Genomic DNA, 25473 nt, shown 5'->3' with positions numbered 1-25473 from the left:
ATAGTATGTTTTATGTAACTAAGTGGAAATTAGTTCCATAAAACATTAGCCGAACCTAAAGGTCCGGCTAAACTATTCTGCCCACATGTTATAGGATACGGCTGACGGCAATCTCATCACAATTAGGAAACTTGATACAATTGATACACTCTGTCCAAACCTTTTGAGGCATTTCATCCTTACTGACTTGTTCATAACCACAGTGTTTAAAGAACTCGGGCTGATAGGTTAGAGCAAAGAGCTTCGTACATCCTAGTTCCCTCGCTTCTTCTTCAAGTCCTTTAACGATCTTTGTTCCTATCCCTTTCCTTTTATAGTCACTAGAGACTGCTAATGCTCGTATTTCTGCCAAATCACTCCAAAGGACATGGAGGGATGCAACCCCTACTAACTGACCATCTATTTCCGCCAGCAAGAATTCGCGAATATTTTCATAAAGCATATTTCTTGATCGGCCCAGCATGAGTCCTTGTTCTGCATTACTATTAATTAATAACATCATTTCTTCAACATCAGCTATTCGGGCCTTACGCAATTTCATCTCTATATCTCCTTTAAGCGTTTTGCATAATTATACAACATTTATTATATTGTTGCATCTCCTTTTTTGAATATACTTTCGCCGCTTGACCAATAGGATTTCTCATTTTGTATCTCCTTTTATGACAAATTTCCACATCTTAGTATGATACACTATGTCGTACGATATAGCTTCGATGGTTTTGGGAGGAGATTTGTATTGTGGTTTCCCTGAAATTCCGTTTTCTCCATAGACAGAGTATGTTTATGATATTGTCTCTAGTCCTCATTATAACCACTATTATCAGTAAAACCCTACATCTGCCGGGCTTTTTTCGCATCATTTTCGCGTTCTTCCCGTTCATGGCTATCGTTTTATGGTTTAGACTTTGGTCAAGTGCTTGGGGCAAAGCCTGGGTCATGTCAGCCGCTTTGCTTTTGGTCATTTCACGAGTATCTCCAAGCTCGACCCTATTTCTTTTAGTTCATGTACTCTTCCTGCTTGGGGTCATGTTTCTCTTTGATCACAAGGAAACACAAGAACGCCTGCTTCATCAACGTCACATCAAAGCTATGCGTGTGTTGCTTCGGCAAAGTCCCCCCTTAATCAAAACCCTCGACTATACACGCGAAGCAATTATCTTATTGGACCATACAGGATCTATTATAGAATCAAATCCTCAATCGAGCCTACTTTTATCGTTACCTGACTCCTCTTTACTAGGCCAATCTATATCTACTGTTCTGGGTATTTTACCAAATTTTAAACCGGATACTCCGCCGGAGCACGGTGAAATCATCTGGAAAAACCCGTCAGGAGTAGAAAAACACCTGCGGTTTCAGACTCGGCCTCTACTGGACTTTGATATTCAATGCTGTACGGTCCTACTGCTTTTCGATATTAGCGAAGAAAAAGAACGATCTGAGGCCTCTTTGCAAGCAGCAAAGTTTCTCATTATTAGTGAGGTCTCTGCGGGTTTAGCGCATGAAATCCGCAACCCTTTAACAACCATCAAAGGGTTCATGCAACTGATTACACCCGAACAGTGGCCCCAGTTCTTTCGTCCATATCAACAACTGATTCTCGATGAAATCCAATCCATTGATCAAATGTTGAGTAAATTCGTGCTACTAACAAGCCCAACAGCACCTCAAATGAAACCTGTTGACTTGACCGAAGCCATTCATTCTATGGCGGAAATAACCCATCCCATTTGTCTCTCACAGAGCGTAACCCTCATTCTCCAACTCTCCGTCACATCGGTCCACGTCATTGGTGACCACGAACAACTCCTCCAAGCGCTTCTATTTATTCTAAATAACGCCATTGAAGCCTCACCCAAAGGAGAAAAGGTCATCATTCATTTAGAAGAACAAGAAACGCTCGTAAGGATCAGCATTATCGATTACGGTTCTGGTGTTCCCAAAAACCTACGTAATCGGGTCTTTGATCCCTTCTTTACCTCAAAAAAAGAAGGGACCGGACTGGGTTTAACCATTGCTCAACAAATCGTCCTTGCTCATCATGGCAAACTTCACTTTTCCGAAGATGAACCTATTTGTGGAACCGAAGTAGTCATTGATTTACCGCACTCCTCAAGTTTCACGAGGGGCATCCTTTCTGCATAAGTGAACCAGTCAAAAGTGTACCTTGACAATTTAGCTCATAAATTCCTTTGTCACGCCAATTTTCCGGCAACGTCCAGATCGGAAACTTATCCGTATCTTTTAGCCAGCAATACCAACGTCGAAGTTCTTCCTCTTTACTGAGGGTTGTAAGCCAGTGTACTCGACCATCCCAACCTAGCGGTTTTCCTTGAGCATCTTTGGCACAGACGAGAAGCATACTTCTTTCCAACACACTTGCCAACAAAACACTTCGCGTCGCTTTTGTTAAGGGTTTTTCGAAAATTGGACAAACAACACTTAGTTGTCCATTGCCTTGAAAAAAATACCATTCTTCCAATTCGATGACAGAGTTTTCGCTACGCTCTCTCGGTAACCACGGCCATGGCCATGGACTCCCCCAAAGCGATTTCAAGACTCCTTCACCCTGATGAAGCCACAAAGTGATGAGATCTTGGGTGCGAAGTTTGCCTTCAAGCTCCAAGGATTCGAGGTAGTCGAGAATGCCCCAAATTGCCGTACAAAATTCTTGATTCAGAGAACCAGCGGCGTCCACCCACCCTTGTTTATGTAAATGTAATAGTTGTTCATTCGTTTTAAGCCACTTCACTTTAGTCGTCAATACAAATTTCTTGCCCGAACGACGCACTTCAGCAATTTCAAAGTTTCCCCAAAGGAAACTAATGTGCCGAGGTTTTATTTCTATGCGAACCCGACGATTCGCCAATTGACCAAAAAAGGTGTTCACGATTTTTAGTTGTTGTTGAGCGACAGGATTTAAGCCTTGTCCCCAGCGATTCCAATCTGGACGTTCTTCCCCCAGGGCGTATCTTGTCCGGCTAGTTTGTGACTCCTCAGGAATAAGGTATAGACTTGGAGTAAGCTTTTCACGCCAATAAACCGCTCTTGCAAAGATATTTCCTCCGATTTTAGTGAGCCCATTGATAAAGGACTTTGAAAAATCAGGTGCAACAAAATAAATTACAGTTTTCGCACCATTGCTTAGTCGATTTCCCCATAATAGACCAGCGAGAAGAAACTCTTCTTCTCGCTGCATTGAAGAAGTTGCAATAATCCCAACTCGTAAAGTCGTCTCGACACCCATAAAATATGTATAGTGTGGGGGGAGACGACTTGCCTTTTTTTTATCATCCGGGTATTCCTGCCAATTCCTCACCATAAATAGGTCAGGATGAGCGTCCCAGATCAAGTTCCAGGTAATACTCACGATGAACCTCCCTTAGCTTTTCTCCATAAACATGTTTACCAACATGTTTACGCGCTAAGGGCGAAGATCATGACAAATTTCATGAAAACCTGTTTGCATGGAACCATATACGCTGTCCATTACCTCTTATGTGGATGCGAACCCTCCATGCCAGCCACGGACCAGATTAAGCGTTTTCTCAATAGGCAGGGCATGACGGATATTTCCATCTCGACCTTGCATAGTTTGTGCTAGAAATAGGGAGTTCCAAATGCTTTCTGCCGTGGCTTCAACAACAGCTCTGAAATAATCATCCAGCTCCCAGTCTGACAAAACGTTGTCATCGCCAGAATAAGTGCTGACCATTAAGCAAAAATCACCGCTGCCAGTCATCGAGATTGACCCAGTACGCGCTATTCCTAAACAGGCTCGACGAGCAAGTTGTTTTAATTGCCATCGTGATAATGGAGCGTCTGTAATACCCACAAGAATTAATGAACCTGGAATGTACCCTACTCCAGGCACTGAAAGAAATTGTCCGACAGGAACCCCTGCTAAGAGGAAATCACGTAACAGGCCGAAATTTGCCAGAGCGAGTATCCCTACGACATGCCTACTCTCATTATGATTAAAAACAAGACGGGAAGAACTCCCAATTCCCCCTTTCATTTGAAAGCAGGACATTCCCACTCCAGCACCAACATTACCCTGCTCTATCGGCCCCTTAGTTGCCCGTTGAATGGCAAGTATAGCATCCCACGGCTTAACATGGCGCCCTCGAATATCATTTAGATATGAATCATCGCATTCCAAAACAACGACATTAGGAGTCCGTGCATCATTTCCAATTTCGGGATTTTGCTGTAAAAGATACGTGATGACACCGTGGGCTACATCATTGACACTAAGCGTATTAGTCAATAATACCGGACAATTGAGAATCCCCATTTCTTGAATAAAGGGAACACCAATCGATTTTCCATATCCATTTATAACCTCGATCCCAGCGCGACAGGGTTGCCGATAGATATTACCAGGACAAGGGAGAATAGCCGTCACACCTGTTCGAACAGGACCCCCTCTGGCAGGAATTAGCGATCCAGCACCCTTAATTAGAGAAACATTTCCTACACTAACACCAGGCACATCCGTAATGTCATTATTGGGGCCCACTGGCACATGCCCCATCCAAAGCCCTAAATTTCTCGGTGTGCTTCTTTTATGCATTAAAAATCCCTCCGCTGTTACTCTATGGTTAACAACAGAGGGATATGAATGGACGAGATCTCTAATGTCCTGCTAAAGCGAACCCAATCACAACGATACCAATTAGAAACCGGTAACCTACAAAAAGTCCAAAGTTACTGGTTCTTAAATACCGCAGTAAGAATGAAATACTAAGAATGCCGACAACAAATGAGGAAATAACGCCAACCGAAAAGGGTAAGTTTATGGAAGCCATCGTTAAATGCCGAAGTTTCAATAGTCCGGCGCCCATAATAATAGGTGTAGACATAAGGAAAGAAAAGCGGGCAGCATCTTCTCTGGTTAAATCTAAGAAACGAGCCATTGTCATAGTACTTCCGGAACGAGACACTCCGGGAATAATCGCTAGCGCTTGCGAAAGTCCAATCCAAACAGCATCTGCAAGAGTCATCGTATCCATTTTACGAAGTTGACGTTTGCGATCTGCGAGATATAAGAGGATCCCCATGACAATCATCATAGTTCCGATGAGCAAAGGAGAACGAAAAATAGTCTCTGCTTTTTTCTCGAGCGCTAAACCAAACAATCCACCGGGTATGGTCGCTACGATTAAGTACCAGAAAATACGTTTATCATTTGAAGCACGACGTCGCAAGGCGGCTCTAATCAATCTGACCCAATCGTTCCAGAAATACAGAACCACAGCCAACAAAGTACCCATATGAAGTGCAACATCAAACGTCAATCCCGGATCTTCCCATCCAAAAAGCCATGGGATTAGTACAAGGTGCGCAGAGCTAGAGATAGGCAAAAACTCACCCAAACCTTGCACAATACCTAATATTAATGCGTGTAAAACCGTCACTTCTCACCCTCCATTCAAAACTAGAATAACTATACCACACGTAGCAAAGAATTTAAACGACAAAGCTCCTTCACTCTCAGGCCTCCTGCTGATTGTCCGAGAGCCCGTCTAAAAACACAGCAAGCGAATGGTTTACTTCTTCATGCAAATCGCCCACATCAGAAACAAACCAGCGGATAAAATGCTGTACCACCATTCCCTCCAGGCTTTCAGCCAAAAAAGCAGGATCAAATACTCTGCTAATTTCGTTGTTTTGTTGCCCGACTGTCAAAATTGCAAGGAGAGCATAATGCAAACTCATATCGTAATCTGCCCCTTCGCGATTTCGCACCGTGACCCATGCGATTTCCCGATCTTCTATCATAAATCCTACCCAAGCTTGAAGAAGGTCCCCTAATCGTTGCCGGGTGCTTACAGTGGGCTCTTGACGTCCTTTATTTACCAGGTCCTTCCATGTTCGACGTGAAAATTCTAATATAACAGCCTCTTTTGTCGAAAAGTAATTATAAAAAGTCCCTTTTCCCACGTCCGCTTGCTGTGTAATTTGTTGGACAGAAGTGGCTGTGAATCCTTGTAAGCGGAAAAGCTGCATTGCGTTCGTGAAAATCCTTTCACGCGTTTCTTTCTTTTTACGCTCTCGACGAGACAACTCCGTCATTTAAAATCCCCCTTTTTAGATGAGATAAAAATAAGTGTAAGTCAAAATGAATAGCCACTATATTCATTCTTCAACTTCCATTTTTATCCTTCTTTTTCAGGAGTATTTTGTTAGATATTTTCCCTCAAAAGTAGTATTAGCTTCCTAAGGGCAATTTCTTACTTTTAGTTACAGACTCCTGCCCCAGTTTCCAAACTGTTAAAATCCTCCAAACCGCACGTTCCAGTTGCTCTTCTACTTTCATAAAAGCCTCTTTCAAGGTTGACGGCCCTTCAGAAACACTGAAACAGCTCGCGATCCCGTGAGTTACGAGAAAGTCTGGGGGACCCTCCACAGATCCCGATATAATCAGTACAGGGACATCGTACTTACGTGCTAAGGCCGCGACCCCAACAGGAACTTTGCCGTAGGCCGTCTGAAAATCCGAGCTTCCTTCACCTGTTAAAACCAAATCAGCGTGCCTAATTTTCTCGTCCGCATTGGCAACCTCTAAAACCATTTGTGACCCTGGTCGCAATTTTGCTCCAAGAAATCCGACAACACCCGCTCCAAGCCCTCCTGCAGCACCTCCACCCGCCAGCTCTAATAGATTGATACCCACCAATTTGCTCAATCGTTCTCCAAAGTTTTGTAGAGCCGCATCTAGGACTCGAACATCTTCAACTTTTGCACCTTTTTGAGGGCCATAAACAGCGCTGGCACCCTCAGGACCACATAGCGGATTTTGAACATCACAGGCAACTTCAATCTTAACCTTCTCCAAACGAGGGTCCAATCCAGACAAATCAATTGTGACGAGATTGGCAAGTGCGGCTCCTCCCTGGGACAACTTTTGACCCTGAGCATCAAAAAGCTTGGCGCCCAATACGACCGCCAGCCCGGCTCCTCCATCGTTCGTCGCACTTCCACCTATACCGAGAAGGATTTTCTTCACTCCACGATCGAGAGCATCTCGAATCAGTACACCAGTCCCCTGTGTGGTCGTCAGTAGGGGGTTTCTTTCCCAAGAACTTAAAAGGGTTAAGCCCGAAGCTGCAGCCATTTCGATGATAGCGGTCGCTCCATTGTCAATAAGGCCATAGCAGGCCCGTATAGGGCGCCCTAGCGGGTCTGTAGAGTTGACCTCAATCCTTATCCCACGTACCGCGCTAAGTAACGCATCCACTGTACCTTCGCCCCCATCTGCCATCGGGATCATCTCAATCACACTGTCAGGGTAAACCCGTTGAACACCCCTACGCATTGCATAAGCCACATTTAAAGCATTTAAGCAGCCCTTAAAAGAGTCAGGTGCTATAACAATTCTCACGATTATCACTCCTTTGATTGAGCACGGTGACCAATTATTAGACCAGCCTTAAGAAAAATAAAGAGGCTCATATAGTCTATGACGACGATCCAACTTTGAATTGAGATTGCTGATGCACGAGCAACTACATAGGACAAAAGGTTAAATAAAAGAGCCGCAAGGAAGGCGGTGCGCTCATTCTCAACCTGCGGACGATATCCCACTAAAAACCCAAGCGGGTAGAAAACTGCAAAGTTAAACGCGATTTGATTTAGTGCACCACCTGTAACAAAGAAACCGCCCCAAAAAAGAAAGAGCACAGTTAATAACAGCTGATAGCGCCAAAAAGCGAAATTCATGGTTACCTCCCATCAAAACAGGGAGAGAGTGATACTCTCTCCCTAATCTATTATTAACTGTAGTTTGGTGCTTCTTTGGTAATTGTCACATCGTGGGGATGGCTTTCGCGCAATCCTGCAGCTGTAATGCGTATGAAGCGAGTTTGTGTTCGAAGCGCCTCAATGTTCGGTGTTCCACAATAACCCATTCCCGCTCGGAGACCTCCGATCATCTGATAAATGGTTTCAGCAACAGGTCCTTTAAAGGGGACACGTCCTTCAATTCCCTCTGGAACAAGTTTTTGATCTTTTTGTTGGAAATATCGGTCACGACTTCCTTCTTTCATCGCTCCGATTGATCCCATCCCTCGGTACACTTTAAAACTCCGTCCCTGATATATTTCCATATCTCCAGGGCTTTCTTCAGTCCCAGCAAAGAGGCTTCCGATCATGACGATACGAGCACCAGCTGCCAAGGCTTTGACTATGTCACCCGAGAACTTGATACCTCCATCAGCAATGACTGGGACACCATATTTTTCTGCTTCTTCAGCGCAATCCATAACGGCTGTGATTTGCGGAACTCCAATGCCAGCCACCACTCGAGTAGTACAAATCGATCCTGGTCCTATCCCGACCTTGATTGCATCTGCTCCCGCTTCGATCAAGTCACGAGTTGCCTCAGCAGTTGCTACGTTTCCCGCAATCAGCTGTGTTTCCGGAAAACGTTCTCGTAACATCCTTACCGTTTCAATGACCCCTACCGAGTGCCCATGTGCCGTATCTAAAACCATAACATCCACACCAGCGTTAACTAACGCTTCAGCTCGTTGTAATGTATCCGTCGTGACACCAATGGCCGCACCCACACGTAGACGACCACGTTCATCTTTAGCGGAATTAGGATACTGGCGAGATTTTTCGATATCCTTGATCGTAATGAGTCCTTTGAGCATACCCTCTGAATCCACAATAGGTAATTTTTCAATCTTATGTTGACCTAAGATTTCCTTGGCATGGTCAAGAGTCGTACCCACAGGCGCCGTCACCAGATTAGTCTGGGTCATAACCTCTGCAATCATCCGATCAAAATCTTTCTCAAAACGCAGATCTCGATTGGTCAAGATCCCAACAAGCTTTCCTTCAACGGTAATTGGGACCCCTGAGATTCGATAACGTTCCATAAGCTTCAATGCTTCGTTAATACTGTCGGTTGGATGTAAAAAGATAGGATCCGTGATGACTCCATGTTCAGATCGTTTAACTTTGTCGACTTCTAATGCTTGCTGTTCTATGCTCATATTCTTATGAATAATCCCTATTCCACCTTCACGGGCCATTGAAATAGCCATCCGTGAATCTGTAACAGTATCCATTCCAGCACTCATGAGCGGAATATTAAGTTTAATCTTTTTTGTTAGGTACGTGCTCACATCAACATCTCGAGGTAGAACCTCCGATTTTGCTGGAACTATGAGAACATCATCGAATGTAAGGGCTGCATCTTGAATAATACGATTGGACTGCATGATTGACTCCCTCCGAATAGTTTTCTAATTAGTATAACAGATACCTGCATAAAAGGACAGATTTTTGGGGTTTGCGTCACTTATTTTCAATACTTTTTATTTATATGAAAAAACATTCGTCAGCTTGTCAAATGGGAGTCTGCTCATTATGATAGGGAAAGGAGGAAGAGACATGTTTTACCGTGTGCGCCAATTCATCCAAGCGTTCCATCCCCAGATTGATTCTTCAAAGATTACATGGGCCTTGAATTACTTATCTCCCGAGGCCACAACACTCTTTCTAAAGCAGTCAAAGACTGAACAACTCCATGCTATTGAAGTGACACAAAGCATTATTATGGCTGAACACCCCTTGGCTTATTCCGATTTTCAAAGTCTCATAACCGCTGCACTCCTTCACGATTGTGGAAAATCTATCATCTCTATCCGTCTTTGGCATCGGGTCTATATCGTCCTAATGCAGAAAATGCCTGTGTCCCTTTGGACTCGCCTTGAGCAGGGTCACACCATTCTCGCATCTCCCTTAAAAATGGCGACACAGCACGCCCTATGGGGTGAACGTTTAGCCCAGAAGGCAGGGTTAGATCCTAAAGTTTGTCGTTTAATCCGCGAACATCACTCTCCCCAAACAGACCTAGGGCGTATTTTGGAGCAAGCTGATAATGCCCATTAAATCATCACATATTTACCCCAACGGCACAAAAGGCATGAGTCCCGCTAAGGTACTCATGCCTTTTGTGCCGTTGCTTCCATTTTCTCTTGAAGTTCCACCATCTCTTTGTTTTTAGAAAGAATCCATTTGGCAAATCGCTTATTATTTCGTTGCAGTCGTACGTTTTCCTTTTCTAGGCGGTAAACTAAGGCCACCTTTTCTCGTTCAACTTTTTCTAACAGATTCATGAGTACTCGACGGCTTACTCTCAAGTGCTCCACACGCTGTTCTAGTTCCCCGATGCGCGCCCTTAGTAAGTTCATTTCTTCCATGGAATCCAATGCCTTTCGCCCCCTCGGCTCAATCTACATTGGTATTCTATGCCGGAGAAATGCATTTTAACCCTTGGCCAAGAAAACACCTTTTTTACCCTAATACTTGCACCGAACTAAATCAAGGATTTGCTGGATCACATCGATCGACACTCCCCAACGCCCAAGCTTCACGCCAGGTTTGCGTGCCTCCCCATGAAAGTCAGATCCTCCCGTTGCAAGTAAGTGGAATTCTTGGGCTATCGCACGAAATTTCATTTCATCTTCTGGCTTATGTTCGGAATGTGCGACTTCGATGCCTTGAAGACCTACTTCGACCCAAGCCGGGATTCCTTGTTCTAGACGATTCATACCAGGGTGGGCAAGGACCGCAACGCCACCAGCTTCTCGGATTAACTCAATCCCTTCTTCAGGGGTTAGTTTATGGAGTCCAACATAAGCCGGTGACCCCGAGCCGATATAACGATCAAAACCTTCCCGAATACTACTTACGTATCCTTGGTCAATAAGCGCCTGGGCGATATGCGGGCGTCCAATGGATTCTCCCTCAGCCAAACGTTGAATTTGATCAACATCGATATGAACCCCCATCAATTCCAAACGATTGAGGATTTCTAGCATGCGTTGTTTACGAGCTTGGCGCAAATAACTAAGCTTATCATTTAAGTAGTCAGACGTAGCATCGACCTCGTATCCAAGAATATGTACTTCTTTTCCATGCCAATCCGTGTTAAGCTCAATCCCTCTGAGAATCTGCAACTGATAATTTGTCCCAGCTTCCTCTGCCTCTCTCCACCCCTGTATCGTATCATGATCTGTAATGCCAATTCCTTTTAAGCCCAGCTCAGCAGCGGAACGGATAAGTTCAGACGGCGTTAGCAGTCCATCAGACGCGGTCGTATGACAATGCAAATCTGCTTCAAATAGAGCAAGTGTTGGCTTCACGATATAACCCCTTTTCTGTGGTTATCTACTTCCTGCCCTTATTTTAACACGCTCGATAATAAACGCATAAAATTCCGACCCGCAATCTGTTCAAGCTCCAATGTCGAAAACCCAATCTTCGCCAAATCATTAAGTAGCCTATAATAGTCACCGACATGCTCTAGTCCTTCAGGTGTTTCACTGATCCCATCAAAATCCGAACCTAGTCCAACCGCTTCTACCCCAGCCACCTCTGCAATATGGCTAATATGGCGTACCACATCGTTTCGAGTCGTCGGACCCGTTTCTTTCAAAAATCGGGGATAAAAATTGACCCCTACAACGCCCTTCTGTTTTGCCAAAGCTCGAAGTTGAGGATCTGTCAGATTACGCGGGTGAGGACATAGAGCCTTGGCACAGGAGTGGGTAGCCGCGATAGGATGCTTTGAAAGCTCTAATACATGCCAAAATCCCGCTTCATTGAGATGAGAAACGTCAATAAGCATCCCAAGTTCATTCATTCGTAGAACGACTTCCTGCCCCAAATTCGTTAACCGACTTTGAGTACATACTTCTCCAACCCCATCTGCTAAGGCATTACGTTGGTTCCAAGTTAGCCCTAAGGCCCTTACGCCCAATTTAAAGATAATATCCAGCATAAAAGCATTTTCGCCCAGAATTTCTCCGCCCTCCACACTCATGAGGATACCAATTCGAGTGGGATCAGGTATTTGCTTAAGATCTAGTTTTTTCTGAACCAAGAAAACTTGCTCAGCATGATCTGCTATGAATCGATGCGCTCCTTCAATTAATTGTAGCCCCCGCCACGATGACATAGCTGGTTTATACTTCGTCTCAATGAAGGCGGCCAGAAACTGAAGAGATACGCCAGCTTGCTTAGCTCTTGGTATATCCCATTGTCCTCCTTCAGATGGGTCATTCAGTGTCCTCTCACCCTCTACAAAATGAATTAAACTATCACAATGGCCGTCTACGATAAAGTAATTCTCCATACTGACAGACCTCCTCTGACATAGACATAATAAAGCACCTGTCTACAATTAAGCAAACAGGTGACTCTAAAACGACCCTTAGCGTGGTTGAACAATTAACTTAATCGCTGTTCTCTCTTCCCCGTCAATTACGACGTCAGTAAACGCTGGGACGCAAACAAGATCGACTCCACTTGGAGCCACAAAACCACGAGCAATCGCAACAGCCTTTACAGCTTGGTTGAGAGCTCCAGCTCCAATAGCCTGTAGCTCAGCACTGCCTCGCTCACGTAGAACCCCTGCAAGAGCACCTGCAACCGCGTTCGGACTCGATTTTGCTGAAACTTTTAAAACATCCATTAGATACATCCTCCTGCTCGAAATCGTTTACAAGTATTACCACAACTATGAATATATGTATTCGAGAGCAGGTGGGCAAAATCCTCTTTTGTTTCAAAGAATTTTCAGATTTCGATCCAGCATTCAGAATCAAAAGTTCCTAGCGTAATTCCAAGTTTTAAAAAATACTTTAAGCATCTGCCACTCGTTGAATCGCCTCGATTTTCCGCGCTTTTCCAGATTCTTCATCGATATCTAAGATTACAGCATTGATCTGAATAGGGCCATTCGCTAACTCGAATTTCGCAGGAAGTTGGGTTAAAAATCGATTGATAATAATTTCTTTTTTAACTCCCAACACTGAATCCCGTGGTCCTGTCATGCCAACATCCGTAATATAAGCTGTCCCTTGCTGAAGCAAACGGGCATCGGCTGTCTGAATATGGGTATGAGTTCCCAGAACAGCGCTGACCTTGCCATCGAGAAACCACCCCAACGCAACTTTTTCTGAAGTTGCCTCCGCGTGAAAATCGACAATGATAATAGGAGTTTCTTGCTTCATTTGATTAATCCAACGTATAGCTCCACTAAAGGGGTCCTCTAAGGGTGGCAAGAATATACGGCCTGAAAGATTAAGAACGCCGATTTTGCTTCCTATGGCTCGTATAAATCCATATCCTTGTCCGGGTGCTCCTACTGGATAGTTCGCGGGTCGAATAAGCCTTGATTCACGATCAATGAAATTCATAATATCTCTTTGATCCCAAACATGATTCCCCATCGTCAAAAACTGAACACCGTAATTATAAAGTTCCTCGGCTATCTCTTTCGTCAGACCTTTTCCAGCCGCAGCATTTTCTGCATTAGCGATGGTGACATCAACATTATAGTCTTCCTGAAGAGGCTTTAGAAAACGTTTAACAGCTTCCCTTCCAGGTTTACCCACAATATCCCCAATAAAAAGTACGCGCAAAAAACGTACCTCCTTCCAAATCAACCAAACTATAGTCTCGATAACATTCTATTATTTGGCATTTTACGACTGTTTATTCACTCGATGATTCTTAGTAACTAGCTCTTAAAGACTAACACCCGGCCCTTTTCTCGCAACGCAACCACATTTTTATCGATATCACAGGACTGGATTGAAGACAGCATTTGGCTGATCATTTCTTCCTGAAAAACTTGTTCATCTTCTGGCAAATCTATTTTATCAAAAACAAGATGTTTTTTGTATTCCCGTTTTAATAGCTCAACAATAAGCCCCACTTCACGTTGTGTCATACTATCGACATCTCGTGTTATCATAAGCACACAGACATTTTCCTCACTCCGGCAAGCAATCTCGCAAATTCGCATGCTCTGCCTTTCGAGTTGATGGAAGAATTCTAAAGCAGGTTTAAGGACCCTTTGGAGGGAAGAGACCTCTTGGTGTTGCGAAATGATAAACGTGAACTTAAGAGCATGCTGATCTAGGCAATAATGAACCGACCCCATCTCAGAGTATCTTAACAAAATTGAAGTCAGTAGTCCTACGCCGTCTTGGACACGTCCCCCATCCTTATGCTGCAAATTATTGAACATCCTAGTTTTCATTCCTCTCTAATTCGGACCTTAACAAAACACTAATTCGGCATCGAACTGCAAATTCCTGCTTAAAAACCTCCCCATCCGACTGGGTATATTTGGTCCTCATCTACGATGACGACAGCAGACGGTTTATTTGATTATCCCCGATTACTATAAAAAACAGGCGATCCCCAGGATCGCCTGTTTAAATACTGCCTATGGCTATTTCGCGAAATCAACTGCTCGAGTCTCACGAATCACTACAACCTTGATTTGTCCCGGATATTCGAGTTCTTCTTCAATACGTTTACTAATCTCACGCGCAACCCGCGGAGCAAGTACATCGTCAATTTTGTCGGGTTTCACAATTATGCGAACTTCTCGCCCTGCTTGAATAGCAAAGCACTTTTCTACTCCTTCAAAACTTTCGGCGATTTCTTCTAATTTTTGTAGACGTTTGATGTACGTCTCAAGTGTTTCTCTTCGAGCCCCTGGACGTGCAGCAGAAACCGCATCAGCAGCAGCCACTAGGACTGCAACAATGGTTTTCGGCTCTACATCGTTATGGTGAGCTTCGATAGCATGTACAACATCACTGGATTCCTTATACTTACGGGCAAGGTCAACTCCAATTTGTACATGTGTCCCTTCCATTTCGTGATCAACAGCCTTGCCAATATCATGCAGAAGACCCGCACGCTTAGCAAGCTGAATATCAACACCTAACTCCGCAGCCATCAATCCTGCCAAATGAGATACTTCCGTCGAGTGCTTTAAGACATTCTGTCCGTAACTTGTACGGAATTTAAGCCGACCAAGTAAGCGAATTAATTCAGGATGCAACCCATGGACACCCGTCTCAAATGTCGCTTGTTCCCCTTCTTCGCGGATTTTTTGGTCGACTTCTTTCTGAGCCTTTTCAACCATTTCCTCAATCCGCGCAGGATGAATACGACCATCTGCAATGAGTTTTTCCAGAGCAATTCTTGCAACTTCCCGACGAATCGGATCAAAACCTGACAAAATAACTGCTTCAGGCGTATCATCAATAATAAGATCAATTCCTGTCAAGGTCTCCAAAGTACGAATATTACGTCCTTCACGGCCGATAATTCGACCTTTCATTTCGTCGCTAGGTAACGCCACAACTGATACAGTCGTTTCAGCTACATGGTCAGCTGCGCAACGCTGTATAGCTAAGGCAATAATGTTTTTAGCCCGTTTCTCGGCTTCCTCCTTGGAACGAGTCTCAATTTCCTTGATCATGATCGCTGACTCATAGCGAACCTCTTCTTCAACTCTCTTTAGCAGTAGCTGCTTAGCCTCTTCCGTGGTCATGCCAGATAAGCGTTCTAACTCCGCTTGCTCTTTTCCAACAAGCTGGTTTAACTCTTCTCGTTGCTGTTCTACTTCATTTTCCTTGAGATGAATATTTTCTTCTTTGCGTTCAAGTGACTCGATTTTACGGTCCAAGCTCTCTTCTTTTTGAACCAAACGTCGTTCAAGCCGTTGGAGCTCACCACGCCGTTCCCGAGTTTCCTTTTCTACTTCATTGCGAATAAGCATGACTTCTTCTTTAGCAGCAACGACAGATTCTCTTTTCTTGCTTTCAGCTGCAGCAAGGGCATTCTCAACGATGCGCTTAGCCTCTTCTTCTGCCGATCCAATACTCTTTTCAGCAGTATTTTTGCGAAAAAGCCAACCTATAAAGACACCTAGACCTAATCCTACCAAAAGGGCGACTAAACCGGTAATAAATGCGATCATACGTATACACCTCCTTGTTTGTCAAAATTCTATTTTTTCACATTAAAAAAACTGGTTTTCAAAACCAGTCCCATAAGCATAACCTTTAAGACGGGTAGTTCCCCCCGTTTCCTACAACTCTCGTTAGTCAAAAAAGTCCCTATATTAGCTGACTACTACGAAATCTATAAGAAAACCATTAAAGGTTAAATCTTAACAGAGACAGGTCTCTGTTAAGATTTTAATATCATTTGTAAACATTGTCAAGCTTGTCCTAAACTGGTGCATTCTATACCCCAAACCCTAGCGCTATTCAACATAATTATCAGTTTTAATTTGGTATAGTACGTCTCGCACCATCTCCGAAGAATATCCGCGTTGTCCAAGCTTTCGAGCAACTTTTTGCTGAAGCCATAGTTCACGTGGAATAGACCTCTTTGTTTGTTTAACATCAATTCTTTGTTCCCAATGTTTGCCCTCTTGGACCCACCACCGTTTTGCGAGGGTTAGACATTGCTGAAACTCATCATCACTTGAATACGCTAACTCCAACGCTTGTTCAATCAATTGGGACTCTAACCCTCGATTTTGCAAATCTTGTTGGACCCTTTGCCGAGAATAATGCTTGAGTCGGTTTATCGAGTATGCCATCGCAAGGTCTCGGTCGTTGAGATAACCCAACTTCTCCATTCTTTCCAGCACATCATTAACTTCCGAGCTTTCAAAGCCCTTTTGCTTGAGACGTGTCTCTAATTCATAATGGGTTAGAGCTCGGCGTGATAAACAATCCAATGCAACTTCCCTGGCGCTTTTTGAAGGTTTAAAGCTCGTCAAGTGAACCATCTTCTGCTTCTTCGTCTTCGACCATGGTTACAATGGGGTTCATGTTCGTGCGAATCAGTTGTTCAAGAGTGTTTGCCATCTCTGGGTGTTGCTTGAGATATTCTTTAACATTCTCACGCCCCTGCCCTAACCGCTCACCATTATAGGAGTACCAGGCCCCCGATTTTGCAATAATCTCCATTTCGGTGCCAATATCGACAATACTTCCTTCACGAGAAATTCCTTCTCCATACATAATGTCAAAATCCGCTAGTTTAAAGGGTGGCGCTACTTTATTCTTCACGATTTTGACTCGGGTTTTATTACCGACTATATCCTGCCCTTGTTTCAAGGCCTCTTGCCGACGAATGTCCATCCGGATCGTGGCGTAAAATTTAAGCGCCCGACCACCTGTTGTTGTCTCCGGACTTCCAAACATAACGCCTATTTTTTCACGAATTTGATTGATAAAAACAACACAAGTATTACTTTTGCTGATGGACCCTGTCAACTTTCGCAAGGCCTGAGACATGAGACGGGCATGCAAACCAACATGATTGTCTCCCATTTCTCCTTCAATCTCTGCTCGAGGAACTAAGGCTGCCACAGAGTCAACTACTACGATATCCACAGCAGCACTACGTACAAGTGCCTCACAAATTTCTAACCCTTGTTCTCCAGTATCCGGCTGAGCTACCAGCAAATCATCAATATTAACTCCTAGGGCCTTAGCATATACTGGATCAAGGGCATGCTCTGCATCAATGAATGCAGCTGCTCCGCCCAATTTTTGGGCTTCAGCTATAATATGCAGCGCGACAGTTGTTTTACCCGAAGACTCTGGTCCATAAATTTCAATAATCCGCCCGCGCGGCACCCCTCCAACCCCCAAAGCAAGATCTATCGCTAGAGAACCCGTCGGGATAACGTCGATCGTCATTCCTGCCGAAGATTCCCCAAGTTTCATAATCGATCCTTTGCCAAACTGCTTCTCAATCTGAGCAAGTGCAATGTCAAGTGCCTTTAGCTTATTCGTTTCGGCCATTTCGTTTTCCTCCTCATCTTGGTCAATGTATTTTGTGGTTATCTTTGCGGTTGGCAAAACATCTGTTCGGTTCTCATTATAGAGGTAGGCCTTGATACTTGTCAATTTCTTTATTTTACAACCGACTATATTAGAAATTATATTACAAAATTCTTCTAATTCGCAATATGAAATTGGGGGTAAAATTAGCTTGATATTATTTCAAGACGTTGATGGCAACTAATCCAAAAAAAGAGGATTATACACCAACAAAGTGGTTTATAATCCAGAAACAATTTGTTACAGCCCTTTCGCATATTCACGTAAAGGAATTCACTGCAAAATGTGACTATTGCAAAGAGAACACGTATGAAAATAATTACTTCCCATGTTTACTAATCATTCTCACGAGCTTTGGCAGGTTCAACACTCACCCTACGCCCTTTGATCATATTTTGATGCATGCAGCTCAAAACCCTAGAGGCATATTCCTCAGGAATTTCTACAAAAGTAAATTTGTCATAAATATTAATCATTCCTATAATGTTCCCCGAAATTCCACTTTCATCGGCAATCCAACGAATAATATCTTGAGGGCGAATTTGTTGTACCCTACCGATGTTCATGAAAAAGCGCACCATACCCGCAGCTGCTCCAGTGTTTTCAAAATGATAGTCATCTTGAGCTTTGCCTTCGATGCGTTCTTCTACGCTCGCTCCCTCGACCGCAAATTTTAGGGCAGCGGCTGCCACATCAATTGAATCATATTCGTCGAACAATTCCCCAACGATCGCACGATAACTCCCCAGTCGATCACCCTGGATCAGTCTTATGAGCTGATTCTTAAGATTTTCTGCCTGACGCTCACTTATATCAGATAACGAAGGAAGTTCCTGCCGACGGATTCGCGTCTTCGTAAGATTTTCAATCAGCCGGAGTTGGCGATATTCCTTAGGCGAAATCAAGGTAATTGCCTGCCCTTTACGTCCGACACGTCCGGTTCTTCCAATTCGATGCACATAAGATACCGGATCCTGAGGAATATCAAAGTTGATGACATGGGTCACATTATTAATATCCAAGCCTCTTGCTGCTACGTCTGTTGCCACCAGTAATTCGGACTTTCCATCTCTAAACCGTTTCATGACTCGATCCCGCTGTTGCTGGCTTAAATCCCCATGCAAAGCATCCGCAAAATATCCCCGGGCTTCAAGAGCCACTACAAGCTCATCAACCCCACGTTTTGTGCGACAAAAAACAATTCCCTGCCCAATATCCTCCATATCGATAATTCGGCCTAAAGCATCGACTTTAACACTCTCCCTAGTCTCATAAAAGACCTGGTCAATCAACGGAACAGTTAATTCATCTCGACTAACTGATACAGAACGAGGAGAATTCATATAGGTCTGAGCTAATTTGCGAATTCCCGGCGGCATTGTTGCCGAGAAAAGCATAACTTGTCGACCTTCGGTAGGAACTTCTCTTAGAAGACTCTCAATGTCTTCTATAAAACCCATATCTAACATTTCGTCCGCTTCGTCAAGAACCACCATTTTTACATGTTGCAGGCGAAGCGTACCCCGGTTCAAATGGTCTAACAACCGGCCAGGAGTTCCAACGACCACCTGATAACCCATTCGCAAAGCGCGAATCTGACGATCAATGGGCTGGCCACCGTAAATTGGCAACGGTTTTACATGCTTATATTTTCCAATTTTCGCAATTTCCTCAGCGACCTGGATCGCCAATTCACGAGTTGGAGTGACTATAAGCGCTTGTACGGCTTGGAATTTAGAATTTACCTTCTCAGTGACCGGGATACCAAAAGCTGCGGTTTTACCTGTTCCGGTCTGGGCCTGACCAATTATATCAACGTCTTCAAGAGCAATCGGGATTGCGGCTTTTTGAATTGGAGAAGGTTCTTCAAAGCCCATCTCTGACAAAGCTTGTAAAACCTGTTTGCTCAACTGAATATCACCAAACAATTGTAAACGTTCAACCATCACCTAATTGTAGTCTCCTTTCGTTCTTTAACATGTGCAGCCTTACCTCATTTAAAGCCGCTTGAACGGTCAACTGGCGAACAGACTCCCGTTCTCCATAAAACTGAAATTTTTTCGCATGAATCCCTTCAGGCGAAGCTAATCCAATATAAACAAGCCCCACTGGTTTTTCATCAGTACCGCCACCTGGTCCTGCTATTCCTGTCGTTGAGATAGCCAGGTCAGTGCCTGCCTTTGAACGGATTCCTTCGGCCATCTCCTTCGCCACCTCTTCACTCACTGCGCCGAACGACTCAAGACTTTGATGACTCACCCCAATAAGCCCTTGTTTTAAGGAATTAGAATAACTAACTACTCCACCCAGATAGAATTCAGAACTTCCTGGCTCCTGGGTGAGGGCAGCGCCCAACAAGCCACCTGAACACGATTCAGCCGTTGATATGCTCCAATGCTTCTTTTTTAGATTTTCCCCTACTATGCCGACCATGGTTTCCTGATCACGGCCAAAAACTTTGTCTCCTAAACGACGGCGAATCTCTTCTTCAGCCCAATTTAAAGTTTCTTTAGCTTCCCCAGACGTTTCTTCTGAACTTCTCGCCACTAAGCGAATGTGCATCTCAGCTCGTTTAGCCAGTAAGGCCATCGTAACATTCTGCAGGCTCATCAGTTCACCAAGTACCTCTTCAATTGCCGATTCACCTATGCCAAATACTTTAAGGACACGTTCGTTCATCCTTATGGCTTGCGGTCCAATAATCTGTTGCAACTCTGACCATGCATAATTATCGAACATGGGCCTCATTTCGAATGGAGGACCCGGCAATATAATAACGGTCTTACCGTTTTTTTCGATGATAGCACCAGGCGCTGTACCAATGGGATTAGGCAAGATTTTTGAGTCTTTAGGAAAATAGGCTTGTTTTTCATTACCCGAAGGCATGGGAGCTCTCCGACGGCCAAAGAACTGTTTAACTTGTTCTAAGCTAAATTCGTCTAACTCCATCTTTAAATCCAAGACTTTAGCAACAAGTTCCTTCGTTAAATCATCCGCGGTCGGACCTAACCCTCCTGTTGTAACGAGGAGGTCTGAACGCCCGATTGCCTGCCTTAAAACCTGCTCTAAGCGCCCAGAATTATCACCGACTGTCGTATGATAATCTACTTCAATACCAAGAGAAGACAATTTTCCTGTCAAGTAATGAGCACTCGTATTCAGGGTCTCTCCAAGTAATAACTCGGTCCCAGTTGCCACAATTTCAGCCTTCATCAGTTTATCACTCTCCTATTATCAACGCAAATATCGAACTTCTTATACTCTTGGTTAGTTATTTCTTTTCTTACCCAAAATTATCCTTCTTCCCATGCAAAATAGTGTCAAGAACTATTCATCGCGCTCATTCATTAACAAACCTTTAAAGTGGTGCTGCCCTATCCGAAAAAAGAGGATTATACAAAATGGTAATTAATCCTTGAATTCATATGGATTTTTTAAATAGAAAGGGGTTGTAACAAACTGGAAGACCAGTTTTGTTACAACCCAAACTGTTTAAGCTATATTTTGTAAGTGTGTTCGCAAAGTCTCACCACTCAAAGTTTCCTCTGACTCTAGAATCTTAGTAATTCTCATTAATTTTTCCTTATTCTTCTTAATTATTTGCCTTGTTCGTTCTTCAAGGTCAATTAGGATATCTCTCGTCACCGGTTGGCGCTGTTCGGCATTCAAGAGGGAAACATCTGTAACCCCTAAAGGAGACATACCTGCAACCAGCATCTTCTCAACGAGGTTAAGCGCTTGTTCGTAATCACCCATAGCACCTGTACTTTTTGTGCCAAGAATCTGCTCCTCTGCAAGAGCCCCCGCTAAAGCCACCATAATCTGCTCTTCCAGCATCGCTTGCGTATAAAGATATAGATCGTCTTTCGGGTAATGACGAACATATCCCAAGGCGTTTCCTCTTGAACGAATAGAAACCTGTGAAACCGAGTTAGGTCTGACCGTTTCTGCTAGCATGGCATGTCCGCTCTCGTGGATCGCTACACGTCGTAATTCATCAGCTGTTGGCTTTCGATCAAGTTTTTCTCCCAACATCACTTTCTCAACTGCTTCATGCAAATGGCGATTTGTAATTTCATTAGCCTCTTCACGCAAGGCAAAAATTGCCGCTTCGTTAGTTACACTCTCCAAATGTGCTCCCGAGAAACCAAATGTTTCGTGGGCAATTTCTTCTAGATTAACCCCCTGAGCTAAAGGTTTATTTTTAGTATGGATTTTCAGAATAGCAACCCGACCTTCCTTATCCGGTAAATCCACTTTGACCTGTCGATCAAAACGCCCTGGTCTAAGTAACGCTGCATCCAAGGCTTCTGGACGATTCGTTGCCGCCATCACTAAAATGTGAGCCCCTTGCTCAGCCTTCAACCCGTCCATTTCAATCAAAAGTTGATTAAGGGTTTGGTCATACTCATGATGAGAAACATTACTTCCGCGCTTCGCTCCTAAGATATCCATTTCGTCAATAAAGATAATGGCACTTTTTTTCTTTTCCTTCCGTACCATTTCACGTGCTCTCCGAAATAAACTCCGAACTCGTTCTGCCCCCACGCCAGCATACATTTCTACGAATTCACTTCCTGATACTGACAGGAAAGCTGAATTGGTGTATTTTGCAGCTGCCTTGGCTAACAATGTTTTTCCCGTACCTGTTGGCCCGGACAACAATATGCCTTTTAACGGTCGAATCCCCAAGGTCTTCATCCGATCAGAGTAGAGTAGAAAATCTAAAGCTTCCTGTAATTCCTTTTTAGCGACACTCTGTCCCCCAATATCCTCAAAATTGATCATGGTGGTGGCTATAGCCACTCCATTGCCATTTTTTAATACCTGGCGTGAAATGACAAAGGTCCAAACAAAATAAGCGCTCACTAGCAGTATTCCGATAGGCATGACATTATACCCCATGACTAGTAGAAAGGCGAAGATACCTAATCCAAAGCCAATTAAGATATCCAATTTCATCCGCTCTCCTCCTTTCAGTTTGTTAAATTATTCTTTTTCACTTGGTAAAAAGTTCACTTGCCCATGCCGTTCTATCACTTCAATCAGTTGCGCATCCCCTTGATTAAGAATTACGTAAATTGCATCTGAATCCATTTCAAGTTCAAGCTGTACTCCAGCTTTATCAGCCTGCGTTCTAACGTTTTGTGCCATTTCTGTGAAATTACCACGTACAATTCCTTCTTGAAGAGCAAACTGCATTTGTCCAAATAATTTCTCCAGGGAATCATTACTTCGATCAAGATATCTAATAGGAACCTTGCCTGCTATCTTCTCTAAGCTTAAGCTAACTTGACGAAGGTTTGATATCTGGTTCGTAACCACAACCATCTCATCCTGACCATTTTTTTGTACAGTTTTAGCGGATATTACACCTGGGATTTGCTGACTTTGATGTTGGATCGTAACGTCAATCCATTTCTTCTGATAGACGAACTTGCCCCCTAATAACAAGGCAAATATGACGATACCTATAATACTTGTCAGCATAATTCGTTGTCTCGTCATCTCATCTTCCTCCATTATGCATAATTCGTAGTATATCGACATTATAGCATGAGGTATATCAGTAAGAGAATAAATCTTATATCCACATTAGTAAAAAACTGGCAATTTTTTGAGCAAGAAAGAATGCCAACGATAGAACTTGATATGTTAATTATATAACAAAAATGAGTGCATCTGTAGGCACTCATTCTTTGCTATATTATATAATTCCCTTATGTTAAGAAACACTTCAGGTTCAAATCACGCTTTATTTTTTGAAATGATAATTCTGCTACGAACTATTTATGCAATAATTTACGAGCTTTGAGTAAATAATCGAGACCCGAAATAACAGTGAAGATCAAAGCAATGTATAATAGAGGTTGGCCAATTTTTATGCCAATCATTGAAAGCGGCCAGTCATGTAGCAATATTGCAGAAATCGCTACAACTTGGGTTATCGTTTTAATTTTTCCAAGTTTACTGGCACTGATGACAACTCTATCCACAGCTGCAATTGCTCGAAGTCCTGTCACCGCGAACTCTCTTGCCAAGATGATCCAGGCAACCCAGGCAGTCACCTCTCTAAGTTCTACTAAGGAGATTAATGCAGCGGAAACCAAGAGTTTATCCGCGAGCGGGTCCATGAATTTGCCCAAGTTCGTAACTTGGTGACGTTTACGAGCAATATAACCATCTAAACCATCTGTAGCTGAGGCCAAAATAAAAATCACGGCAGCTACTAAATCTTGATGAGGGAACAAAGTGTGACCTTTGGGAACTTGTAAAAGAAGAAATGCCATGAACACAGGGATCAAAATGATTCGCGCTAAAGTTAGACGATTGGGTAAATTCACGAGACAACCTCTCCTATTAAATCGTAGCTATCCGCCTCAAGGATGCGAACTTTAATCATGTCACCCACATGAAGTGAGGTCTGAGTATCTGTGATATAGACCTGTCCGTCGATTTCGGGAGCATCCCCTTCTGTCCGACCCATCCACCGTCCGTCCGGTAATTTCTGTTCAAGTAAAACTGTAACAACTCGATCAAGCCAACGTTGCTGCCTTGCATAGGAAATATCTTGTTGGATCTGCATAACCAGTTCTCGTCGTTGCTCACGAACTTCTGGCAAAACCTGATCCTCTCTTTGCCCAGCGGGTGTATTCTCCTCCTGTGAATAAGGAAACACCCCAAGTCGATCAAATTGAACACGTCGAATTAAGTCGACCATACTCTGAAATTCCTGCTCCGATTCTCCCGGGAATCCTGTGATCATGGTGGTCCTAAGTGTGATGTCAGGCATAGCACAGCGTAGTTTTTCAATAAGCGTTTCAGCTTGCTCAATTGTACCACGTCGATTCATATCTTTAAGAATTTTATTATCCGCATGTTGCAAAGGTAAATCTATATACTTACAAACTTTGGGTTCCTGACGCATGGTTTCGATTAGTTCATCCGTAAAACGCTCAGGATAACAATACATCAACCGGATCCATTCAATCCCCTCAATTCGAGCGAGTTGTCGAATCAATTGAGGAAGACGGAGTTCTCCATATAGGTCAAAACCATAACGCGTAGTGTCCTGAGCCATAACCATAATTTCCTTAACCCCTTGAGCGGCCATGTCCTGGACTTCCCGAATAATGGACTCTTCAGGGCGACTCCGAAAATGCCCTCGCACATATGGAATGACACAATAAGTACAGTAATTATCACAGCCCTCCGCAACCTTTACATAGGCTAGATAATCGGGCGTGGAACGTTTACGTGGCATGCTATCAGTATGAAGAAAATCCGGTGCACCTTCTTTGATAAGAGACATACGAGTTTCATTAGTCGCTTGAACTATTTTAGTAATTTCATCAATACTCCCAGTTCCAAGCACACCATCCAATTCAGGTATGTCTTGTATTAATTCAGCCCCGTACCGTTGCGCCAAGCACCCTGTCGCAATCAGTGTCTTACAACTTCCTGATTCCTTGAACCCTGCCATTTCAAAAATTGTCTCAATCGATTCTTCTTTTGCCGATTGAATGAATGTACAAGTATTAACAACAATAATTTCAGCCTCTTCAGGGTTTTCAGTTAGTATGTAATCTTGGGATAGAAATCCCGACATTACTTCGCTGTCCACTTGATTTTTAGGACACCCCAAAGTGACAACCGCAACTTTTTTCGTCAACGTTACACCTCATATCATTGGTCTACCTTTCTTAGTATAAACCAACACTTCCACCAGGTCAAAAAATATTCAACATAGCAAACTTAACTCTTCAGCCTTCTATAA

Annotated in this window: 25 protein-coding genes; 2 read left to right on the top strand and 23 right to left on the bottom strand. The window is 43.5% G+C overall.

The window, feature by feature from the left end:
* Positions 1 to 88 precede the first annotated feature (88 nt).
* Positions 89 to 541, bottom strand: coding sequence for an N-acetyltransferase (locus E4K68_RS11755; RefSeq protein ID WP_135379134.1), 453 nt, complete (start codon positions 539 to 541; stop codon positions 89 to 91).
* A 239-nt stretch (positions 542 to 780) separates the two neighbouring features.
* Between E4K68_RS11755 and E4K68_RS11750 the strand changes: the two genes are divergently transcribed.
* Positions 781 to 2148 (top strand): ATP-binding protein, encoded by a 1368-nt coding sequence (locus E4K68_RS11750; RefSeq protein ID WP_243450351.1) that lies wholly within the window; start codon positions 781 to 783, stop codon positions 2146 to 2148.
* On the opposite strand, the gene E4K68_RS11745 is transcribed toward E4K68_RS11750, so the two are convergent.
* The 7 genes from E4K68_RS11745 to guaB form a co-directional block, all read right to left on the bottom strand.
* Positions 2123 to 3373 (bottom strand): hypothetical protein, encoded by a 1251-nt coding sequence (locus E4K68_RS11745; RefSeq protein WP_199241755.1) that lies wholly within the window; start codon positions 3371 to 3373, stop codon positions 2123 to 2125. The two genes, E4K68_RS11750 and E4K68_RS11745, sit on opposite strands and share 26 nt — an antisense overlap.
* A gap of 126 nt (positions 3374 to 3499) precedes the next feature.
* On the bottom strand, positions 3500 to 4579 hold the full coding sequence (locus E4K68_RS11740; protein WP_135379132.1) for a P1 family peptidase: 1080 nt from the start codon (positions 4577 to 4579) through the stop codon (positions 3500 to 3502).
* 61 nt (positions 4580 to 4640) lie between these two features.
* Positions 4641 to 5423: an undecaprenyl-diphosphatase UppP gene (gene uppP / locus E4K68_RS11735; protein ID WP_135379131.1), complete on the bottom strand. Its 783-nt coding sequence runs from the start codon at positions 5421 to 5423 to the stop codon at positions 4641 to 4643.
* A 76-nt stretch (positions 5424 to 5499) separates the two neighbouring features.
* Positions 5500 to 6081 carry a TetR/AcrR family transcriptional regulator gene (locus tag E4K68_RS11730; RefSeq protein ID WP_135379130.1) on the bottom strand — a complete coding sequence of 194 codons (582 nt, stop codon included), beginning with the start codon at positions 6079 to 6081 and terminating at the stop codon, positions 5500 to 5502.
* Between the two features lie 136 nt (positions 6082 to 6217).
* Positions 6218 to 7390: a glycerate kinase gene (locus tag E4K68_RS11725; protein WP_135379129.1), complete on the bottom strand. Its 1173-nt coding sequence runs from the start codon at positions 7388 to 7390 to the stop codon at positions 6218 to 6220.
* A gap of 5 nt (positions 7391 to 7395) precedes the next feature.
* Positions 7396 to 7728: a hypothetical protein gene (locus E4K68_RS11720; protein WP_135379128.1), complete on the bottom strand. Its 333-nt coding sequence runs from the start codon at positions 7726 to 7728 to the stop codon at positions 7396 to 7398.
* 53 nt (positions 7729 to 7781) lie between these two features.
* On the bottom strand, positions 7782 to 9236 hold the full coding sequence (gene guaB, locus E4K68_RS11715) for an IMP dehydrogenase (protein WP_135379127.1): 1455 nt from the start codon (positions 9234 to 9236) through the stop codon (positions 7782 to 7784).
* Positions 9237 to 9408: 172 nt separating this feature from the next.
* Here guaB and E4K68_RS11710 point away from each other — a divergent pair, with 172 nt between their 5' ends.
* Entirely contained in the window at positions 9409 to 9909 is a 501-nt protein-coding gene (locus E4K68_RS11710) for an HD domain-containing protein (protein WP_135379126.1), read from the top strand.
* A gap of 53 nt (positions 9910 to 9962) precedes the next feature.
* On the opposite strand, the gene E4K68_RS11705 is transcribed toward E4K68_RS11710, so the two are convergent.
* From E4K68_RS11705 to rimO, 15 genes are all read right to left on the bottom strand, one after another.
* Positions 9963 to 10220: a translation initiation factor 2 gene (locus E4K68_RS11705; RefSeq protein ID WP_135379341.1), complete on the bottom strand. Its 258-nt coding sequence runs from the start codon at positions 10218 to 10220 to the stop codon at positions 9963 to 9965.
* Between the two features lie 99 nt (positions 10221 to 10319).
* On the bottom strand, positions 10320 to 11165 hold the full coding sequence (locus tag E4K68_RS11700) for a PHP domain-containing protein (protein ID WP_135379125.1): 846 nt from the start codon (positions 11163 to 11165) through the stop codon (positions 10320 to 10322).
* 38 nt (positions 11166 to 11203) lie between these two features.
* Positions 11204 to 12157 (bottom strand): dipeptidase, encoded by a 954-nt coding sequence (locus tag E4K68_RS11695; protein ID WP_135379124.1) that lies wholly within the window; start codon positions 12155 to 12157, stop codon positions 11204 to 11206.
* A 78-nt stretch (positions 12158 to 12235) separates the two neighbouring features.
* Positions 12236 to 12496: a stage V sporulation protein S gene (locus E4K68_RS11690; RefSeq protein WP_135379123.1), complete on the bottom strand. Its 261-nt coding sequence runs from the start codon at positions 12494 to 12496 to the stop codon at positions 12236 to 12238.
* A 169-nt stretch (positions 12497 to 12665) separates the two neighbouring features.
* Positions 12666 to 13448 carry a TIGR00282 family metallophosphoesterase gene (locus E4K68_RS11685; protein ID WP_135379122.1) on the bottom strand — a complete coding sequence of 261 codons (783 nt, stop codon included), beginning with the start codon at positions 13446 to 13448 and terminating at the stop codon, positions 12666 to 12668.
* 98 nt (positions 13449 to 13546) lie between these two features.
* Complete coding sequence (locus tag E4K68_RS11680; RefSeq protein ID WP_243450350.1) at positions 13547 to 14071, bottom strand: hypothetical protein; 525 nt, start codon at positions 14069 to 14071, stop codon at positions 13547 to 13549.
* A gap of 195 nt (positions 14072 to 14266) precedes the next feature.
* Positions 14267 to 15811 carry a ribonuclease Y gene (gene rny / locus E4K68_RS11675; RefSeq protein ID WP_135379120.1) on the bottom strand — a complete coding sequence of 515 codons (1545 nt, stop codon included), beginning with the start codon at positions 15809 to 15811 and terminating at the stop codon, positions 14267 to 14269.
* A 288-nt stretch (positions 15812 to 16099) separates the two neighbouring features.
* The gene (locus E4K68_RS11670) at positions 16100 to 16633 is read right to left on the bottom strand and encodes a RecX family transcriptional regulator (RefSeq protein ID WP_135379119.1); all 534 of its coding nucleotides are present in this window, start codon (positions 16631 to 16633) and stop codon (positions 16100 to 16102) included.
* On the bottom strand, positions 16611 to 17657 hold the full coding sequence (gene recA / locus E4K68_RS11665; protein WP_135379118.1) for a recombinase RecA: 1047 nt from the start codon (positions 17655 to 17657) through the stop codon (positions 16611 to 16613). The genes E4K68_RS11670 and recA overlap by 23 nt, the downstream gene beginning before the upstream one ends.
* Positions 17658 to 18031: 374 nt before the next feature.
* On the bottom strand, positions 18032 to 19645 hold the full coding sequence (locus E4K68_RS11660; protein WP_135379117.1) for a DEAD/DEAH box helicase: 1614 nt from the start codon (positions 19643 to 19645) through the stop codon (positions 18032 to 18034).
* Positions 19635 to 20909 (bottom strand): competence/damage-inducible protein A, encoded by a 1275-nt coding sequence (locus E4K68_RS11655; RefSeq protein ID WP_135379116.1) that lies wholly within the window; start codon positions 20907 to 20909, stop codon positions 19635 to 19637. The genes E4K68_RS11660 and E4K68_RS11655 overlap by 11 nt, the downstream gene beginning before the upstream one ends.
* Before the next feature lie 279 nt (positions 20910 to 21188).
* Positions 21189 to 22658 (bottom strand): AAA family ATPase, encoded by a 1470-nt coding sequence (locus tag E4K68_RS11650; RefSeq protein WP_135379115.1) that lies wholly within the window; start codon positions 22656 to 22658, stop codon positions 21189 to 21191.
* 27 nt (positions 22659 to 22685) lie between these two features.
* Positions 22686 to 23204, bottom strand: a complete 519-nt coding sequence (locus tag E4K68_RS11645; protein WP_135379114.1) for a hypothetical protein — start codon at positions 23202 to 23204, stop codon at positions 22686 to 22688.
* 278 nt (positions 23205 to 23482) lie between these two features.
* Positions 23483 to 24040, bottom strand: coding sequence for a CDP-diacylglycerol--glycerol-3-phosphate 3-phosphatidyltransferase (gene pgsA, locus E4K68_RS11640; protein ID WP_135379113.1), 558 nt, complete (start codon positions 24038 to 24040; stop codon positions 23483 to 23485).
* Complete coding sequence (gene rimO, locus E4K68_RS11635; protein WP_135379112.1) at positions 24037 to 25368, bottom strand: 30S ribosomal protein S12 methylthiotransferase RimO; 1332 nt, start codon at positions 25366 to 25368, stop codon at positions 24037 to 24039. Before rimO ends, pgsA begins: the two co-directional genes overlap by 4 nt.
* Between the last annotated feature and the right edge of the window lie 105 nt (positions 25369 to 25473).

Origin of the sequence: Desulfosporosinus sp. Sb-LF, from assembly GCF_004766055.1 — a bacterium.
Lineage (GTDB): Bacteria > Bacillota > Desulfitobacteriia > Desulfitobacteriales > Desulfitobacteriaceae > Desulfosporosinus.
This window is presented reverse-complemented; position numbering and strand designations above follow the sequence as displayed.

What these genes read in the sequence shown, in the direction of transcription:
- E4K68_RS11755 (WP_135379134.1), bottom strand. Translation starts at nt 541, where the DNA reads ATGAAATTGCGTAAGGCCCGAATAGCTGATGTTGAAGAAATGATGTTA.
- E4K68_RS11750 (WP_243450351.1), top strand. Translation starts at nt 781, where the DNA reads ATGTTTATGATATTGTCTCTAGTCCTCATTATAACCACTATTATCAGT.
- E4K68_RS11740 (WP_135379132.1), bottom strand. Translation starts at nt 4,579, where the DNA reads ATGCATAAAAGAAGCACACCGAGAAATTTAGGGCTTTGGATGGGGCAT.
- E4K68_RS11730 (WP_135379130.1), bottom strand. Translation starts at nt 6,081, where the DNA reads ATGACGGAGTTGTCTCGTCGAGAGCGTAAAAAGAAAGAAACGCGTGAA.
- E4K68_RS11720 (WP_135379128.1), bottom strand. Translation starts at nt 7,728, where the DNA reads ATGAATTTCGCTTTTTGGCGCTATCAGCTGTTATTAACTGTGCTCTTT.
- guaB (WP_135379127.1), bottom strand. Translation starts at nt 9,236, where the DNA reads ATGCAGTCCAATCGTATTATTCAAGATGCAGCCCTTACATTCGATGAT.
- E4K68_RS11710 (WP_135379126.1), top strand. Translation starts at nt 9,409, where the DNA reads ATGTTTTACCGTGTGCGCCAATTCATCCAAGCGTTCCATCCCCAGATT.
- E4K68_RS11705 (WP_135379341.1), bottom strand. Translation starts at nt 10,220, where the DNA reads ATGGAAGAAATGAACTTACTAAGGGCGCGCATCGGGGAACTAGAACAG.
- E4K68_RS11695 (WP_135379124.1), bottom strand. Translation starts at nt 12,157, where the DNA reads ATGGAGAATTACTTTATCGTAGACGGCCATTGTGATAGTTTAATTCAT.
- E4K68_RS11690 (WP_135379123.1), bottom strand. Translation starts at nt 12,496, where the DNA reads ATGGATGTTTTAAAAGTTTCAGCAAAATCGAGTCCGAACGCGGTTGCA.
- E4K68_RS11680 (WP_243450350.1), bottom strand. Translation starts at nt 14,071, where the DNA reads ATGAAAACTAGGATGTTCAATAATTTGCAGCATAAGGATGGGGGACGT.
- rny (WP_135379120.1), bottom strand. Translation starts at nt 15,811, where the DNA reads ATGATCGCATTTATTACCGGTTTAGTCGCCCTTTTGGTAGGATTAGGT.
- E4K68_RS11670 (WP_135379119.1), bottom strand. Translation starts at nt 16,633, where the DNA reads ATGGTTCACTTGACGAGCTTTAAACCTTCAAAAAGCGCCAGGGAAGTT.
- recA (WP_135379118.1), bottom strand. Translation starts at nt 17,657, where the DNA reads ATGGCCGAAACGAATAAGCTAAAGGCACTTGACATTGCACTTGCTCAG.
- E4K68_RS11655 (WP_135379116.1), bottom strand. Translation starts at nt 20,909, where the DNA reads ATGAAGGCTGAAATTGTGGCAACTGGGACCGAGTTATTACTTGGAGAG.
- E4K68_RS11650 (WP_135379115.1), bottom strand. Translation starts at nt 22,658, where the DNA reads ATGAAATTGGATATCTTAATTGGCTTTGGATTAGGTATCTTCGCCTTT.
- E4K68_RS11645 (WP_135379114.1), bottom strand. Translation starts at nt 23,204, where the DNA reads ATGACGAGACAACGAATTATGCTGACAAGTATTATAGGTATCGTCATA.